The 15409-nt window shown below is 72.7% G+C and carries 13 protein-coding genes; 4 read left to right on the top strand and 9 right to left on the bottom strand.

The window, feature by feature from the left end; all coding sequences use genetic code 11:
- Window positions 1-222 precede the first annotated feature (222 nt).
- Entirely contained in the window at window positions 223-417 is a 195-nt protein-coding gene (locus tag OO63_RS35400; RefSeq protein WP_030362347.1) for a hypothetical protein, read from the top strand.
- Between the two features lie 6 nt (window positions 418-423).
- Here OO63_RS35400 and OO63_RS45100 read toward each other — a convergent pair whose 3' ends face one another.
- From OO63_RS45100 to OO63_RS35380, 4 genes are all read right to left on the bottom strand, one after another.
- The gene (locus tag OO63_RS45100; protein WP_030362346.1) at window positions 424-2007 is read right to left on the bottom strand and encodes a type 1 periplasmic-binding domain-containing protein; all 1584 of its coding nucleotides are present in this window, start codon (window positions 2005-2007) and stop codon (window positions 424-426) included.
- A gap of 88 nt (window positions 2008-2095) precedes the next feature.
- Window positions 2096-4369 carry a P-loop NTPase family protein gene (locus OO63_RS35390; protein WP_030362345.1) on the bottom strand — a complete coding sequence of 758 codons (2274 nt, stop codon included), beginning with the start codon at window positions 4367-4369 and terminating at the stop codon, window positions 2096-2098.
- Window positions 4370-4796: 427 nt separating this feature from the next.
- Window positions 4797-5981, bottom strand: a complete 1185-nt coding sequence (locus OO63_RS35385; protein WP_030362344.1) for a winged helix DNA-binding domain-containing protein — start codon at window positions 5979-5981, stop codon at window positions 4797-4799.
- Window positions 5978-6682, bottom strand: a complete 705-nt coding sequence (locus OO63_RS35380; protein WP_267885490.1) for a TetR/AcrR family transcriptional regulator — start codon at window positions 6680-6682, stop codon at window positions 5978-5980. The genes OO63_RS35385 and OO63_RS35380 overlap by 4 nt, the downstream gene beginning before the upstream one ends.
- Before the next feature lie 171 nt (window positions 6683-6853).
- On the opposite strand from OO63_RS35380, the gene OO63_RS35375 reads away from it, so the two are divergent.
- Together OO63_RS35375 and OO63_RS35370 are read left to right on the top strand one after the other, a co-directional pair.
- A complete protein-coding gene (locus OO63_RS35375; RefSeq protein ID WP_030362342.1) occupies window positions 6854-7240 on the top strand; it encodes a VOC family protein in 387 nt (128 codons plus the stop codon).
- A 2-nt stretch (window positions 7241-7242) separates the two neighbouring features.
- Complete coding sequence (locus OO63_RS35370) at window positions 7243-7635, top strand: VOC family protein (protein ID WP_030362341.1); 393 nt, start codon at window positions 7243-7245, stop codon at window positions 7633-7635.
- Window positions 7636-7639: 4 nt separating this feature from the next.
- On the opposite strand, the gene OO63_RS35365 is transcribed toward OO63_RS35370, so the two are convergent.
- Together OO63_RS35365 and aspS are read right to left on the bottom strand one after the other, a co-directional pair.
- On the bottom strand, window positions 7640-7984 hold the full coding sequence (locus OO63_RS35365; protein WP_030362340.1) for an SCO0607 family lipoprotein: 345 nt from the start codon (window positions 7982-7984) through the stop codon (window positions 7640-7642).
- A 151-nt stretch (window positions 7985-8135) separates the two neighbouring features.
- The gene (gene aspS, locus OO63_RS35360; RefSeq protein ID WP_030362339.1) at window positions 8136-9944 is read right to left on the bottom strand and encodes an aspartate--tRNA ligase; all 1809 of its coding nucleotides are present in this window, start codon (window positions 9942-9944) and stop codon (window positions 8136-8138) included.
- Window positions 9945-10156: 212 nt separating this feature from the next.
- On the opposite strand from aspS, the gene OO63_RS35355 reads away from it, so the two are divergent.
- Entirely contained in the window at window positions 10157-12529 is a 2373-nt protein-coding gene (locus OO63_RS35355) for an ATP-binding SpoIIE family protein phosphatase (RefSeq protein ID WP_063750498.1), read from the top strand.
- Here the strand turns inward: OO63_RS35355 and OO63_RS35350 are convergent.
- The 3 genes from OO63_RS35350 to OO63_RS35340 all read right to left on the bottom strand — a co-directional run bounded on the left by OO63_RS35350 (window position 12439) and on the right by OO63_RS35340 (window position 15303).
- Window positions 12439-13494, bottom strand: coding sequence for an AI-2E family transporter (locus tag OO63_RS35350; RefSeq protein ID WP_078619568.1), 1056 nt, complete (start codon window positions 13492-13494; stop codon window positions 12439-12441). The two genes, OO63_RS35355 and OO63_RS35350, sit on opposite strands and share 91 nt — an antisense overlap.
- A gap of 181 nt (window positions 13495-13675) precedes the next feature.
- Window positions 13676-14632 carry a pirin family protein gene (locus tag OO63_RS35345; protein WP_030362336.1) on the bottom strand — a complete coding sequence of 319 codons (957 nt, stop codon included), beginning with the start codon at window positions 14630-14632 and terminating at the stop codon, window positions 13676-13678.
- A 191-nt stretch (window positions 14633-14823) separates the two neighbouring features.
- Window positions 14824-15303 carry an SseB family protein gene (locus OO63_RS35340; protein WP_030362335.1) on the bottom strand — a complete coding sequence of 160 codons (480 nt, stop codon included), beginning with the start codon at window positions 15301-15303 and terminating at the stop codon, window positions 14824-14826.
- Window positions 15304-15409 lie beyond the last annotated feature (106 nt).

Below are 15409 nucleotides of genomic sequence, written 5' to 3'. Positions count from 1 at the left end.
GCTTCAAGTGTTTCGTTGAAGGACTTCCGGAGACTTCGAGCGCCGAGCGGCACGGTGGTGGCGATGTGGAGGCCGCAAAGTCTCAAGCCGGGGTTGAGGCGAGGGACGGCCGCCGGGCGACCTCCCGACCCCTGGCCGGATATATACGCTCCCAGTGAGCTGTTGATCACTTCGTGATCGGTCTCACTTCGCCTTCACTCCGGCGCACGTACGCTTCACAGTATGGCCACGAATCCCGCTTCCGAGAGCCGGCGGTCGGCGCGCACCGCCGACGAGGTGAACGAGGAGATCCGTGCGCTGTGGCTGCGCTGCGGCGGGCGGCTGAGCACCGAGCAGCGGCGGGAGTACCAACGCCTGGTGACGGAGTGGGCGACGGCGGAGGCGGAGAGTCACGGCTCTCCGACCAGGGCGGCGTAAGAGGAATCACTTGGTCCCACTGGGGACCACGCAGTCCTTGGGCTGAACCCGGCCCTCCGGCCAGCCAAGGCCCACGAACGCGAGCCTTCGCGTTCGCGGATCCAGCTGGACGACGGCCACCGGCTTGTCGTAGGGATTGCCCGCGTTGGTGAGGCACACCCACCCGCTGGTTCCGGCCACCCGGTGCGCGGACTCCAGGCGGGACCACTGGGCGGACACGCGCTCGCGGGGCGGCACCTCCCCCGGCACTTGCGCGTTCGCGAGGAACACCGCCGCCGCGATGGTGCGGAAGCCGTCGTGCACCAGCATGGTGCGGGAGTCGTCCAGCTCGACCGGCCCGATGTCCCCGGCACGCCGCCCCGAGACGAGCTGCCGCAGCTCCGCCAACTCCCGCTGCGGCTCCACCAGATGCCCGGGCTGCTTCCGCTCCCCGCTCAGCTCCTTGTCCCACGCGCCGGGGTGCGCGGGGGCGGTGTACTGCACGGTGACGGCGGCGTGCCGCGTGCTCGCGTCGCCCTGGAGCTTCTTCCAGTCGGCCTCGCTCATGTACCGGTCGAGGGTCGCCGCCCCCGACCCGCTCACGATCGTGTACCGCTTCCCGTCGCACGGCACCTCCGCCAGCTTGAGGGCGAACAGACGCAGGTGGACGGGGCGCCCGGCGAAGTAGACGACGCGCGCGCGGGACTGGCAGATGTTGTGGCCGATGAGGGAGAAGTCGTTGCCGGTGGCCCCGGCTTCGTTGATCGACGGGGACGTGAACTCCTGGTCCTTGGCGCCGGGCGGCCCCGGCTCGTCCGTGCTGAACGCCCGCGCGAGGGACTCCACGTAGATGTCGTCGGGGCGGGTGTCCTTGACCAGGACGGTGTCCTGGTCCTCCAGGCCGCGGTGGAACTCGGCGAGCGCCTGGGCCTGTTGGCGGTTGGTGGGGATGACCCGGGCCAGGCCCTTGAAGCGCGGCTTGGCCTCGCGGCCCTCGGGGTTGGCGAGTTCGTCGGCGCTCGCGCGGCTGATCAGGACGGGGATGCGCAGCTCGTTGGTGAGCCGGTCGACGGCGTCGATGGTGTTGCGCAGGCTCAGGTTGAAGCCGGTGACCGCGCGCAGGTTGTGGGTCGTGGAGTCGGCGAGCTCGGCCAGGTCGTCGACGACCCGCTCCTGCTGGGCGTAGTTCCGGCCGGGGTTGGCGAGGACGAGGCGGAGCAGGGGCTTCTGCTCGCTGCGGTTGGCGCGGTACTGCGCGAGGTAGGCGCCCTGGACGTCGCTGCGGAGCTGTCTGCGCTCGGCCGCGGACTCCGGCTGGAGCGGCAGCATCATCGCGACGGTGACGTGCGGCTTGTCCTCGACGCGCCGGTTCTCCTCGGCGATGGCGTCGCTGACCTTGCTGATCTCGGGGGTGCCGAAGTCGTAGCCGGAGCCGTTGACGCCGACGCACTCGCCGTCGTGCCGCTCCACGCCGTCGGCGCAGGTGTCGGGGCCGCCGACGTTCCGCGGCACGAGGATGCCCGCCGCCGTCCCCACGGCCACGACGACCAGGACGGTCACGGCCTTCTTCAGGGGGGTGGCCCACAGATGGTTGTACAGCCAGTTCAGCACCGCGTACGCCCTCTCCCGCCGTTCACCGTCGCCGCCTCCTGATGAGCCCTTCGCCGGCCGGGCGTCGGCCCGGCCGGAGCACGTCGCGCTAGCCGAGGTGCCGCGTGCACGCGCACGGCTTCAACGGCTGTCTCTCCTGAGCCAGTTGCGCCCACTCCCCGGCCGTGCGCGTGAGCACCTCCGTGCCCGGCACCGGCTCCTCGCCGAGCCGGTCGAGCAACGGCCGCCACGTGCCCGTGAGCGCCTGGTCGACCGGGCGCGTCCGGTCCTCGTACAGCCACACCGCGTGCAGCAGCCGGTCGACGCGGCGCCGCAGCCAGTCACCGCCGGCGGGCGGGGCCTCGCCGAGCGCGCGGGCGTGCCGGTCGTCCGGGGCGCCGGACAGCGGGGCCGCACACGGGGCGCCCGCGACGGCGAGCAGTTCCTCGCACCACCGCGCCATGGAGCGCGAGGGGTCCCGCAGCGGGAACGCCCCGGTCAGATGGTCGACGGCCGCCTCGACGCCCCCGGCGGCGAGGTGGTGGTACGCCGCGTGCGCGCCCGCCGTGCCACACGGCTCGTCGGAATCGGTGTCGTCGGCGGCACCGGTGTCGGCGCGGGCCGCGAAGTGGGCGCGCAGCAGCTCGTGGTCCTCCTGCCAGGCGGCGCCGTCCGGGCGCAGCCGGTACAGCCGCCGCATCAGCAGATGCCGGAGCCCCCGGTCGCCGATGAAGTGGCGCGGGCACTGCGGCCAGCCGCTGTCGGCGAGGAGTTCGGTGATGCGGTACGCGGACAGCCGCTCGTCACGGCCCTCCTGGCGGGCCTGCATCAGGTGCTGCGCGCACGCCCCGGTGTGGGCGACCGACAGATGGCTGAGCAGGTCGAGCCAGTGGTCGTGCTGCTCGGGCGGCAGTTCCTCGGGGAGCTGCCGGGTCACCAGGTCGTCCAGGAGCAGGTCGGCGACCGGCACAGGCCGTCCCTCCGGCTCCGCCCGCGAGCGCACCGGCGCGTCCAGGAGGTCCCAGTCGGTGAACGCGGCCGGGTCCGGCGCCCGCAGCGACGCGGCGCCCTCGCCGAGGCGCGTCACGAACCGGGGCCGACCGCCGCTGAGGCGGTGGATGCCGCTCTCCACGCGCAGCCGGGAGGCGTGCTCGCCGGGCTGGTGCCCGGCGGGGCCGGGGTGCCCCTGGCCGTGGCCCGCGGCTCCCGAGGTCCCGGACCGGGCCCCGTGCCCCGCCGCCCCGGAGTGGCCCCCGTGCCCCTGGAGCCGCGCCACCTCGTTGTTCTGCTGCTCCGTCGTCAGCGTCGGCATGCCCACGAGCAGGGCGCCCCGCGCGGGCGCGACCAGGCCCGGCACACCGCCCTGCCTGCGCTGCCAGACGGGCAGCCCGCCGTCACCGGGACCCCAGGACGTCACCACCCCCGCGTCGGCGTCCGTCGACCGGTAGAGGAAGCGGCCGCCGTCCGCGCGGCGGGCCGTGGCGATCACCACCACCCGGTCGTGGTGCCCGCTCTCCCGGTCGAGCAGGACCGGCCGGAGCAGCCGTCTGCCGAGGGCGTTGTCGGCGTGGTCGAGGAGCACGGCGGGCCGCCCGGCCCGCGCCATCCGGCCCCGTACCGAGGTGTACGCGGCCTCCACGTCCTCGCGCAGCGCCCGGAACAGGAAGCTCTCGGCGTTGGCGCGGCCCTCGCCGCCCTGCTGGAAGTCGACGCTCAGGGCGTGCAGTCCGAGCCGGGGGTGTCCGGCCGCGCCCGAGTAGGCGCCGTAGCAGTCCTCCAGGGTGGCCTTGCCCTCCGAGGAGACCCGCTCGAAGAGTTCGTCGAGGATGGCGGTGATGAGCGGGGTGGCGAGCGGTTGGGCGGCGAAGAGGGCCGCGAGCGCGGCGAGGTAGGAGCGGAACGCGCGGTGCAGCACACCGCCCCAGAACGAGCCCTTCGGCAGCAGGTCGTCGTGCCTGCGCACCTCGTCGAGCCCTGCGGCCTGGCCCGCGAGCGGGTCCCCGGCGGCGACGGCCACCAGGCCCGCGTACAGGCGCGGCACCCCGATGGCTCCGCCGTCCCCGCTCCAGGCGCCGAACTGCACGGCCAACTCCCGCAGCGTCTCGGTGACTTCGGAGCGGGTGCTCGGGTGCTGCGCGGCCCGTTCGGCGTGCACGGGTGCGGCGCAGTCGAGGTGGGCTGCGGGGATGTGGCGCCCGAACTCGTCCCGTACGCAGCGCAGGAGTCGTCCCTTGCCCATGCCGGGGCCGCCGGTCAGGAACACCACCGGCAGGTCGGGCCCGTACAGGAGCGGGCGGTTGCGCCCCTTGCAGGTCTTGCCGAGCAGCCGGGCGACCAGGCCGTCGTCGTCCAGCAGCTTGCCGAATCCCAGATCGTCGGACACCGGCCCCCCGATGTGTCGCCGTTCTGCCCGTCCGGCGCGCGCACCCGTCGCGCGCGCCCCGCGTGCACGCACTGTGTGCGTGATGAATCGTCAGAGTAGTGGAGTGGCCCGGGAATGGGACCGGGCTGTCCGAGACAACATCACCGGGCGGGCCCGCCACTGCCGTCCCCGGGGCACCGTCCAGGAGCGCGCTACGGGCTCCACCATGACGAGTGACCGCAGCCCGCACCCACAGCCCGCAGCCCGCGCCCGCAGCCCGCCGCCTGCGACCCGCAACCCGCAACCCGCAACCCGCAACCCGCAACCCGCAACCAAGCCGATCACACCCCACCCGGCCCAGCCCAGCCCAGCCCAGCCCGGCCCAGCCCAGCCCGCGGGCGCCTGCCGACCGCACCCCTTCCCGCCCCGGAACCCGCCGCCGGGACCTTCACCCCTTCCCGCCCGCCAACTCCCGCTCCAGCGGCGTCCGGTACGCCGGTGTCACCCGCGTCGGGCCGAGCCACGCGGCCAGTTCCCCGGCCCGCACCGCCACCGCCTCGCGCGCCTCCGCGCCCACGTCCGTGAGGAGGCGGTACGTCACCTCGCCGTCCGCGCGCTGGGCCCAGGCGCCGACGATCCGGCCGTCGGCCCAGACGGTCGGGCCGATGTTGCCGTTGCGGTCGAAGAGGGCGGGGACGTGCGCCGGATCGAGGTAGAAGTCGCGGTGGCGGCGGCCCATCGGCGTGGGGTCGAGGCCGGGGAGCAGGGCCACCCAGGGTTCGGCGGCGGGCACGGGGGCCTCGTCGTCGGGCGCGAGACAGCCGGTGCCGCCGTCGTCCAGGTCCACGTCCCGCGCGCCCACCGCGGCGAGCGCCTTGCGGGCGTCGGTGAGCGTCCAGCCGGTCCACCACTTCAGGTCGTCCACGGTGGCCGGGCCGAAGGCGTACAGATAGCGGCGGGCCAGGGCGGCCTTGGCGGCGACGGGGTCGGCGCCGTCGGCGGGGTGCTCGGGCGCGGTCGTCCACCGGAACTGGCTGGAGGTCCAGCTGCCGCGCGGCCGGGCCCGCCGGATCCGCCCCTCGGCCGCGAGGACCCGCAGGATCCGGGAGCCCGCGGTCTGCCAGGAGGCGTACGACTTGCCGGGGCTCGCCAGCACCTTCTCACTCAACTCCGGTACATCACGGGCGAGTTCGGCGGCGCCCGCGACACCACGGGCGGCCAGCGCGGCGAGCGCGGCCCGCTCCGCGGCGGCGTACCGGCGCTCGTCCCAGCCGATCTGCGCGAGGAACGCCAGCGAGCCCGCGCGCTCCTTGGCCGCCACGGCCCGCGCGGTCGAGGCGTGCACGAGCGGCGCCAGCGGGGTCGGCACGACGAACATGGTGCGCCGCATGCACAGCATCCGCGTCACCGTGAGGTCGTCGTAGAGCCCCCGCTCCACCTCCGCGACGGACGGCTCCGCGAGCCGGGCCGCGGCGGAGAGGTAGACCGTCGCGGGGTCGGTGGCGTGCAGGCCGACCAGGGCGTCGGTGACGTCCTCGATCCGGTCGGCGCGGGTCCCGGGCGCGAGGAGGTGCCGGACGCCGAGCCGGGCCCGCCGCTCGGCGTCGGTGACGGCGCGGCGCCGGGCGATCACGGCCCGACCTCCGCCTCGGCCCGCCCGACCTCTGCCTCGGCCCGCCCGGCCTCTGCCTCGGCTCGCCGCTCCAACGCCAACTCCCGCCCCTGCTCCCGCTCCTGCCCCTGCTCCACCCCACCGGCACCCAGTGCGGCATTGGGCACGAGAATGCGCCGCAGCACCCGCTCGACCTCCGCCCGGGTGGGCGGCTCCGGCGCGGCCAGGGCCCGCAGGCTGACCCCCATGAGCGCGACACCGGCCGCCTCGGCGGTATCCGCGTCGGTGTAGTGCGCGAGGGCCCGCACGGAAAGCCGGTGGTGCTGCTCGGCGATCTCCCGCAGGGCGGGGCGGCGCATGGCGGCGACGTACAGCTCGAACTCCACCATCTGCTGGTCGCGTTCGGGCCCGTCGGCGGGCGGAAGGACGGCGTCGGCGAGCAGCACGGCACACTGCTCGGGCGTGAGCCCCGGGCGGCGGGCCACCCACTCGTCGAGATACGCCCCGAACCGGTCGACGGAGCGCCGCAGCGCGGCCGCGATCAGATCGTCCTTGGTGGCGAAGTGGTACGTCGTCGCGCCCAGTGGCACACCCGCCTCGGCGGCGACCGCGCGGTGCGTCAGGCCCTCGATGCCGCGCTCGGCGATGACCCGCTCGGTGGCGGCGACGATCTCCGCGATCCGCTGCGCCGGATCCCGGCGGCGACGCCCTTCGACAGCCATAGGGGCTCCTCACCACACGGAACAGCTTCATCAGTACGTACGTACCGTAACGCCGATCACCTCACCAGGCGAAATCGAATGCGAAATATGTCCGTATTGCACCCTTGCCCGACCTGGCTTACAGTACAGATGTACCACTCGCTTCACCCCCTTCCCCGAGAGGTGATCCCCATGAGTTCCCCCGTCATCGCCCCCTGCCTCGGCGTCACGGACACCGACGTGACCGTCGCGTTCTACGAGAAGCTCGGCTTCACCGCGCTGCCCGGCAACGACGACCCCGACGACGACCTGCGCGTCCTGCTGTTCGAGGGCCGGTTCGCGCTGATGGTCCACCGCGCCGAGCACCTGCGGAAGTGGCTGCCGGTGCACAAGGACACCCCGGTGGGCGCGTTCGGCATGTTCTACCTGGGCGTCGAGGACTTCGACGCGTACGTGGAGCGGATCAGGCCGCTGGTCGACGTGATCAAGGAGACCGCCGTCGAGGGCCGCGAGATCCTGTACTTCACCGACCCCGACGGCTACGTCATCGGCGTCAACCAGCGCCAGGAGGGTGAGTGATCATGGCTACGGAACCCGCCACCACGGCCAAGGTCGCCTCGTACGCCTTCTGGGGCCACGACGGCCGCGCCCTCGCGACGTTCTACGCGGCGGCGCTCGGCTGGCCCGACAAGATCCAGGAGTACCCGAACGAGGAGGGCGTGCCCACCGCGTTCCTGGTCGGCGACGGCACGACGACGTTCGTCTTCTACACGGCGCGCGACTACCGCGCCCCGAACTGGCCCGCCGACGAACTCCCCTTCCACCTGGACCTGACGTTCCCGGACGTCGAGGCGGCGGTGGAGCGCCTGGTCGCCCTGGGCGCGACCAAGCCCGCGCACCAGCCCGGCGGGGAGTACTGGACGGTCCTCCTGGACCCGTCGGGGCAGCCGTTCTGCGTCAGCGGTGGCGCCTGACGCGTCAGGGCGCGTCAGGATCGTCGATGATCTTCCCGTGCTCGTCGAGCGTGTGGGTGCGCCAGTACACGTCCCACTTGTCGTCGACGTGCTTCGGGACCTTGCCCTCCGGGTAGCGCACATAGCCCGACGGCGGCTTGTCGTCGTCCGAGACGCACGCCGAGCCCGTGCCGTTCACGGTCATCACCGGATACTCGCCACCCGAGCAGATGTCCTCCTTGAACTCCAGGGCGGAGCAGCCGGTGAGGGCCACGAGAGCGGCCCCGCCGACGAGGGCGGTGGTGACGGCGGACAAGCTGCGGCGCCGGGATGCCGCGGTGGGCCGGCTGATCCTGCGCGACATGAGCATGGGGGTCTCCAGTCGTTCGACGTGCTCCCCACTCTCGCCGCCGGTGGCCAACGATTCCTGAGTACGCGTACTCAAACCACGCGGACGCGAACAGCGAAGGGGCCCGGAGCCGCGTCAGCGGTCCCGGGCCCCTACAGCCGTATGCCGAAGGCTACTTGGCGTCCTGCTCACCCTTGGCGGCGGCACCCTCGCCCTTGGCGGCGGCCACCGGCTTGCGCAAGGAGATGTTCAGCTCCTTGAGGCGGGACTCCTCCAGCTCGGTCGGGGCGCCCATCATCAGGTCCTGGGCGTTGCCGTTGAGCGGGAAGGCGATCGTCTCGCGGATGTTCGGCTCGTCGGCGAGCAGCATCACGATGCGGTCGACGCCGGGGGCGATGCCGCCGTGCGGCGGGGCGCCGAGGCGGAAGGCGCGCAGCATGCCCGCGAACTCCTGCTCGACGGTCTCCGCCTCGTAACCCGCGATCTCGAAGGCCTTCAGCATGACCTCGGGCTCATGGTTCCGGATGGCGCCGGAGGACAGCTCGATGCCGTTGCAGACGATGTCGTACTGCCAGGCGAGGATGTCGAGCGGGTCCTTCTCCTCCAGGTCCTTCATGCCGCCCTGGGGCATGGAGAACGGGTTGTGGGAGAAGTCGATCTTCCCGGTGTCCTCGTCCTTCTCGTACATCGGGAAGTCGACGATCCAGCAGAACCGGAAGACGTTCTCCTCGAAGTGCCCGGCGCGCTTGGCGGCCTCGACACGCACCGCGCTCATGATCTTCGAGACCTCGTCGAACTCGCCCGCGCCGAAGAAGACGGCGTGGCCGGGGGCCAGGGAGAGGCGCTTGGTCAGCTCCTCCACGTTGCCCTCGGTCAGGAACTTCGCGATCGGTCCGGTCAGCGAGCCGTCCTCGGCGACGCGCACCCAGGCCAGGCCCTTCGCGCCGTGCTCGACCGCGTACTCACCGAGGCCGTCGAAGAACTTGCGGGACTGCGACGCGGTGTCCGGCACCGGCAGGGCGCGCACGTGCTTGCCCGCGAACGCCTTGAACTCCGAGTCGGCGAACACGTCCGTGATGTCGACGAGTTCGAGCTTGGCGCGCAGGTCCGGCTTGTCGTTGCCGTACTTCAGCATCGACTCGCGGAACGGGATGCGCGGGAAGGGGGACGTCACCTCGCGGCCGCCGCCGAACTCGGTGAAGAGCTCGGTCATCAGCTTCTCGATCGGCTGGAAGACGTCCTCCTGCTCGACGAAGCTCATCTCGACGTCGAGCTGGTAGAACTCGCCCGGCGAGCGGTCCGCGCGGGCGTCCTCGTCGCGGAAGCAGGGCGCGATCTGGAAGTACCGGTCGAAGCCGGAGATCATCAGGAGCTGCTTGAACTGCTGCGGGGCCTGCGGCAGGGCGTAGAACTTGCCCGGGTTCAGGCGGGAGGGGACCACGAAGTCGCGCGCGCCCTCGGGGGAGGTCGCGGTGAGGATCGGGGTCGCCATCTCGTTGAAGCCGAGGGCCACCATCTTCGAGCGGATCGAGGCGATCACGGCGCTGCGCAGCATGATGTTCCGGTGCATGCGCTCGCGGCGCAGGTCCAGGAAGCGGTACTCCAGGCGGCGCTCCTCGTTCACGCCGTCCTCGGCGTTGATCGTGAAGGGCAGCGGTGCGGCCGCGCCGAGCACCTCGACGTCGGCGGCCTCGATCTCGACCTCGCCGGTGGGCAGCTCCGGGTTCACGTTCTCGGCGCCGCGCGAGACGACCTTGCCGTCGACGCGGACGACCGTCTCCTTGGAGAGCTTGTCCAGGGTCTCGGCCGCGGCGGTGCCGGGGCGGGCGACGAGCTGCGTGATGCCGTAGTGATCACGGATGTCGATGAAGAGGATGCCGCCCAGGTCGCGCCGATTGTGCAGCCATCCGCTCAGCCGGACGTCGGTGCCGACGTCAGAGGCCCGGAGCTCACCGCACGTGTGCGACCTGTACCGATGCATCGTCGTTCATCCAGTCTTTCGGGATCGGGGAGTGCCCGGCCGGGGGCCTGCCCCGGCGGGCGTAAAGAAGGTGCTGGCTGTCAAGGCTACCGTCCGGTGGAAGATCACTTCCCCCCGTATTCGGGCGCCCCCCGGTGTCCCGCCTGCCTGTCGGCCCCGGGCGGCCGGGCACAAGGTGGCGAGCGGTGCACAACTGTTCCTACAGTGATTCAATGCGCACCGATGAGCCCCGCGAGCAGGTGGGGGACGCCTCCCTGCCTCCCGACCGGGACTCCCTCCCGCCCGTGAGCGCCGTGCTCTCGATCATCGCCACCGGCCTGTGGCGCTGGGACAACGCCACCGGGACCGTCACCCTCGACGCCGAGGCGGCCCGGCTGCTCGGCCTCCCGCCGCACGCCCAGACCACCACCGAGGCGGGTGTGCGCTCCCGCTTCCACCCCGTCGACTGGAACGAGATCCACGGCATCGTGCAGCTCGCCGTCGCCGAGGGCACCCTCGCCGAGGCCCGCCTTCGGATCATGGACGAGCAGGGCCGCCGCGTCCTGCGCACGGTGCGCAGCCGTACGAAGCCGATCGTCCACGAGGGCGGCAGCACCTACGAGCTGCTCGGCACCCTCCAGGAGGTCTCCGAGCCGTCCCCGGGATCGGCAGCCCGCTCGCCCGTCACCGGTGACTGGCGCCGCTCCCGCGAGGCGTTCCTGCTCGACGCGGGCCGCGCGCTCGCGGAGGCGCGGTCCACCAAGGAGGTCCTGCGGGTCGCCGCGGGCCTGTCCATGCCGGGCTTCTCGCCGGACGGGCTCGCCGTCTTCGGCGCCAAGGCCGACCGCCTCACCCTCGTCGGCCACCACGGCCACCACGGCTACGGCCACGACGACCCGCTCGCCTCGATGCCGCTGGACACCGACTACCCGGCCGCGGAGGTCCTGCGCACCGGCCGCGCGGTCTATCTGTCGTCCCCCGCGGACTACCGGCGCCGCTACCCGACCGCCTGGCCGCTGGCCTCGCGCTTCGAGCGGCAGTCCTGGGCGTTCCTGCCGCTGATCGTCGCGGGCCGCACGATGGGCGCGTGGATGGCGGCGTTCACCTACCCCGTCTCGTTCACGCCCGACGAGCGCTCGGTCCTGACGACGGTCGCGCGCATGCTGGCGCAGGCCCTGTCGCGGGCCGGGGTCGCGGAGTCCGAGCGGGAGCTGACGGAGGGCCTGCAGCGCTCGATGCTGCCGGTGCTCGGCCCGGAGATCCCCGGCATGAGCGTCGCCGCGCGCTACGTACCAACGGGCGGGGGCCTTCAGGTCGGCGGCGACTGGTACGACGTGATCCCGCTGCCGAGCGGCCGCATCGCCTTCGTCATCGGCGACGTGCAGGGCCACGACGTGCGGGCGGCGGGTCTGATGGGGCAGCTGCGCATCGCCCTGCGCGCGTACGCCTCCGAGGGGCACCGCCCGGACGCGGTGCTGTCCCGCGCCACCCGCTTCCTGTCCGGCATCACGGACGGCATCGCCTACGGGTCGACGGACACCCGCGACGACCACGGGGGCGCGGCGGCCGACCCGCGCTTCGCGACCTGCCTGTACGTGGAGGCGGATCCGGCGACCGGGGTCCTGGAGATCGCCCGCGCGGGCCATCCCGAGCCCGTCATACGCATGAGTGACGGAACGGTCCTCCAGCGGCCCATCGCGGGCGGCCTCCCCCTCGGCATCGACCCGGACGCGGACTACCCGACGACCCGCCTCGTCCTGGACACCGGCGAGACCATGCTGATCTGCACGGACGGCCTGATCGAGACGGGCGGCCACGACCTGGAGACGGGCTGGAGGCGGATCCGCAGGATTCTTGAGCAGTACGAAGACGACGGGGCCGGCGGGGCCGGAGCGGCCGGCGGGACTGGAGCGGCGGGCGCCGAGGGGGACGCCGTCGAGCCCGAGGGGCACGAGGGCTTCGGTGCCTACGAGGCCCCGCCGACCGGCGACGACAGCCTCGAAGTGCTCGCCGACACCCTCGTCCAGGCCGTGCACGGGCCCTCCTCGCACCACACCACGGGCCCCCTCGCCGACCGCCGCGAGGACGACATCGCCGTGCTGCTGCTCCGCCGCACGGGCCGCCCCGACCAGCGCGCCCACACCCGGCGCACGATGCTGACCATCGCCCAGGCCGAACCGGAGCGCGTCGCGGGCGCGCGCCAGCACCTGCGGGACCTGCTGCACGACTGGTCGGACGCCGACCAGGTCGACTCGGCGGTCCTGCTGGTCTCCGAGATGATCACCAACGTGCTCGTGCACACCGACGGCGACGCGCTCCTGGTCGCCGAGGTCACCGGCGAGGTCCGGGCGCGCAGGCTCCGGGTGGAGGTCGCCGACGGCAGCGACGACCTGCCGCACAAGCGCCACCCCGGCGAACTCGCCTCGTCCGGGCGCGGCCTCGTGCTCATGGAGCTGCTCGCCGGCCAGTGGGGGGTGGATCCGCGGGGCGAGGGCAAGAGCATCTGGTTCGAGCTCTACGAAGGCTCGGGGGACTCGCCCGGCGGTGCCCCGGAGGCCGGGGCGGGCGGGGACTTGGGCGGCGCGGACCCGGACGCCGCGCTGTAGCGGGCGCGCAGCTCGGAGAGCACGCCGAAGGCGGCGGCCGTCAGCGGTACGGCGAGCAGCATCCCGATGATCCCGGCGACGGACGCCCCCGCGGTGATCGCCAGCATCACCACCGCCGGATGCATCTGCACGGTCCGGCTCTGGATCATCGGCTGGAGCACGTGCCCTTCGAGGACCTGCACGGCGAGGACCACGCCGAGCGCCCACAGCGCGATGACGGGACCGCGGTCGGCGAGGGCGACGAGGACGGCGACGGCGCCCGAGAGGAACGCCCCCAGGTACGGGATGTAGGCGCCGACGAACACCAGGGCACCGAGCCCGGCGGCGCCCGGCACGCGCAGGATCAGCAGGCCGACGGTGATGCACACGGCGTCGATGAGCGCGATGAACGTCGTACCGCGCATGAAGCCCTCGACGGCCGTGAACGCGCGGCGCGCCATGGCCTCCACGGTGTCGGCGGCGGACGCGGGCACCAGGGAGCGCAGCGCGCCCGCGGTCTTGTGCGAGTCGCGCAGGAAGAAGAACACGAGCAGCAGCGCGAGCACGGCGGTCGCGATCATCTCGCCGACCACGCTGATCCCGCTCACCACCCCGGACGCGGCGGTGCCGCCGAACTTCCCGAGCAGGTCCTTGGAGTTGGACGCGAGGTCGTCGAGGGAGGTGCCGGCCGCCCCGAAGTGCTTCGACAGGTCGGACGCGGCTTCCTTGAGGGACGCGATGATCTGGTCGCCGGTGTCGATGAGCGCCGCGACGACGATGTACGTCGCCCCGCCGACGACCGCGAGCACGGCGGCGCAGGTCAGCCCGGCCGCCAGCGAGCGGTGGACGCGCATCTTCACGAGCCGCCGGTACAGCGGCCCGAGCAGCGCCGTCCCGAGGAGCGCGAGCAGCACGGGCGTGACGGCCGTCTTGAACACCGTGCACAGCCACACCCCGACCCCGGCCACACCGGCGACGAGCAGCATGACCACGCACCAGGCGGCCACGCGCCGCACGGCCTCGGGCAGAAGGGTGTGCACGGCTCCTACCCGAACACGGCCGTACGGCCCACGCAGCGGGGCGTAGGCCGTACGGACGGTGCGGGCACCTGGGCGTGCGGGAGGACCACCTGCCGTGGCCGCCCGCGTCGCCCGCCGTGCGGCAGGGTCACATGCCGTGCACGGCGGGGACCTTCCCCAGCAGGCCCTTCTGGAAGTCCTCGAAGGCCTGCTGCAGCTCCGCGCGGGTGTTCATCACGAACGGCCCGTAGTGCGCCATGGGCTCCCGGATGGGCTGCCCGCCGAGCAGCACGACCTCCAGGTCGGGCGTGTGGGAGTCCTGCTTCTCGTCCGCCCGGACGGTCAGCGAGCCGCCCGCTCCGAAGACGGCGGTCTGCCCGAGCTCGACGGGCCGCCGCTCCGCGCCGACGGTGCCGCGTCCGGCGAGGACGTACGCGAGGCCGTTGAAGTCCTCCCGCCAGGGCAGCGTGACCTCGGCGCCGGGCCGCACGGTCGCGTGCACCATCGTGATCGGCGTGTGCGTGATGCCCGGGCCCTCGTGACCGTCCAGCTCACCCGCGATGACCCGCAGCAGCGCGCCGCCGTCGCCGGTGGTCAACAGCTGCACCTGGCCGCCCCGGATGTCCTGGTAGCGGGGGTCCATCATCTTGTCCTTGGCGGGCAGGTTCACCCACAGCTGGAGGCCGTGGAAGAGGCCGCCGGACATGACGAGGGATTCGGGCGGCGCCTCGATGTGGAGCAGCCCGGACCCGGCGGTCATCCACTGGGTGTCGCCGTTGCGGATGGTGCCGCCGCCACCGTTGGAGTCCTGGTGCACGAAGGTGCCGTCGATCAGGTACGTCACGGTCTCGAAGCCGCGGTGGGGGTGCCAGGGCGTGCCTTTGGGCTCCCCGGCGGCGTACTCCACCTCGCCCATCTGGTCCATCATGATGAACGGGTCGAGGTACTTGTAGTTGATCCCGGCGAAGGCACGCCGCACCGGGAACCCCTCGCCCTCGAAGCCGCTCGGCGCGGTCGTCACGGCGAGCACGGGGCGCGCCACGGCGTCGCCCGGCACGGTCACCCTGGGCAGGGTCAGCGGATTCTCGACGGTCACTGCAGGCATGGATGGACCTCCTTGTACGCTCAGATTAGTTGAACGTAGAACTTTCTGCCACCTGGAACACGGAACGCCCGGAGGGCATTCCCTCCGGGCGTTCCGGTGATCACTGATGGCGGGGTCCATGGCCGAAACCGGCGGCCGCGCCCGCGGTACGTCATCCGTACCTGTGGTCCGTCATCCGTACCTGTCGTCCGTCATCCGTACATGCGGCGCATGGCGAAGTCGACCATCTGCTCGACCGCCTTCGCGTCGAACACCATGCGGTGCTCGCCCTCCATGTCGAGGACGAAGCCGTAGCCGGTCGGCAGCAGGTCGATGACCTCCGCGCCGGTGATCACGAAGTACTTGGAGTCCTTGCCGGCGTACCGGCGCAGCTCCTTCAGCGACGTGAACATCGGGATGACCGGCTGCTGGGTGTTGTGCAGCGCGAGGAAGCCGGGGTTGTCGCCGCGCGGGCAGTACACCTTCGAGGTCGCGAAGACCTGCTGGAAGTCCTCGGCGGCCATCGAGCCCGTGGTGAACGCGCGCACCGCGTCCGCGAGGGACGGAGGCGACGGCTCCGGATACAGCGGCGGCTGCTGGCCGTAACCACCGGGCGATTGCGCTTGCGGCGGCGGCTGTTGCGGCGGGACGTACCCCTGCCCGACACCCGCGTGCTGGTCGTAGCCGTACATACGGGCCAGCGTACCGATTCTGGCGGGGGCGCCGTACGGGGACGCCGGTTCCGCCGGCGTCCGGGCACCCGGGGCCGGGCCGCCCCGGGCCGACCCTCCCCCGCCC

The organism is Streptomyces alboflavus (assembly GCF_000716675.1).
GTDB classification, from domain to species: Bacteria; Actinomycetota; Actinomycetes; order Streptomycetales; family Streptomycetaceae; genus Streptomyces; species Streptomyces alboflavus.
The sequence above is the reverse complement of the archived record's forward strand: the minus strand, read 5'-3'. Positions and strand labels throughout refer to the sequence as shown.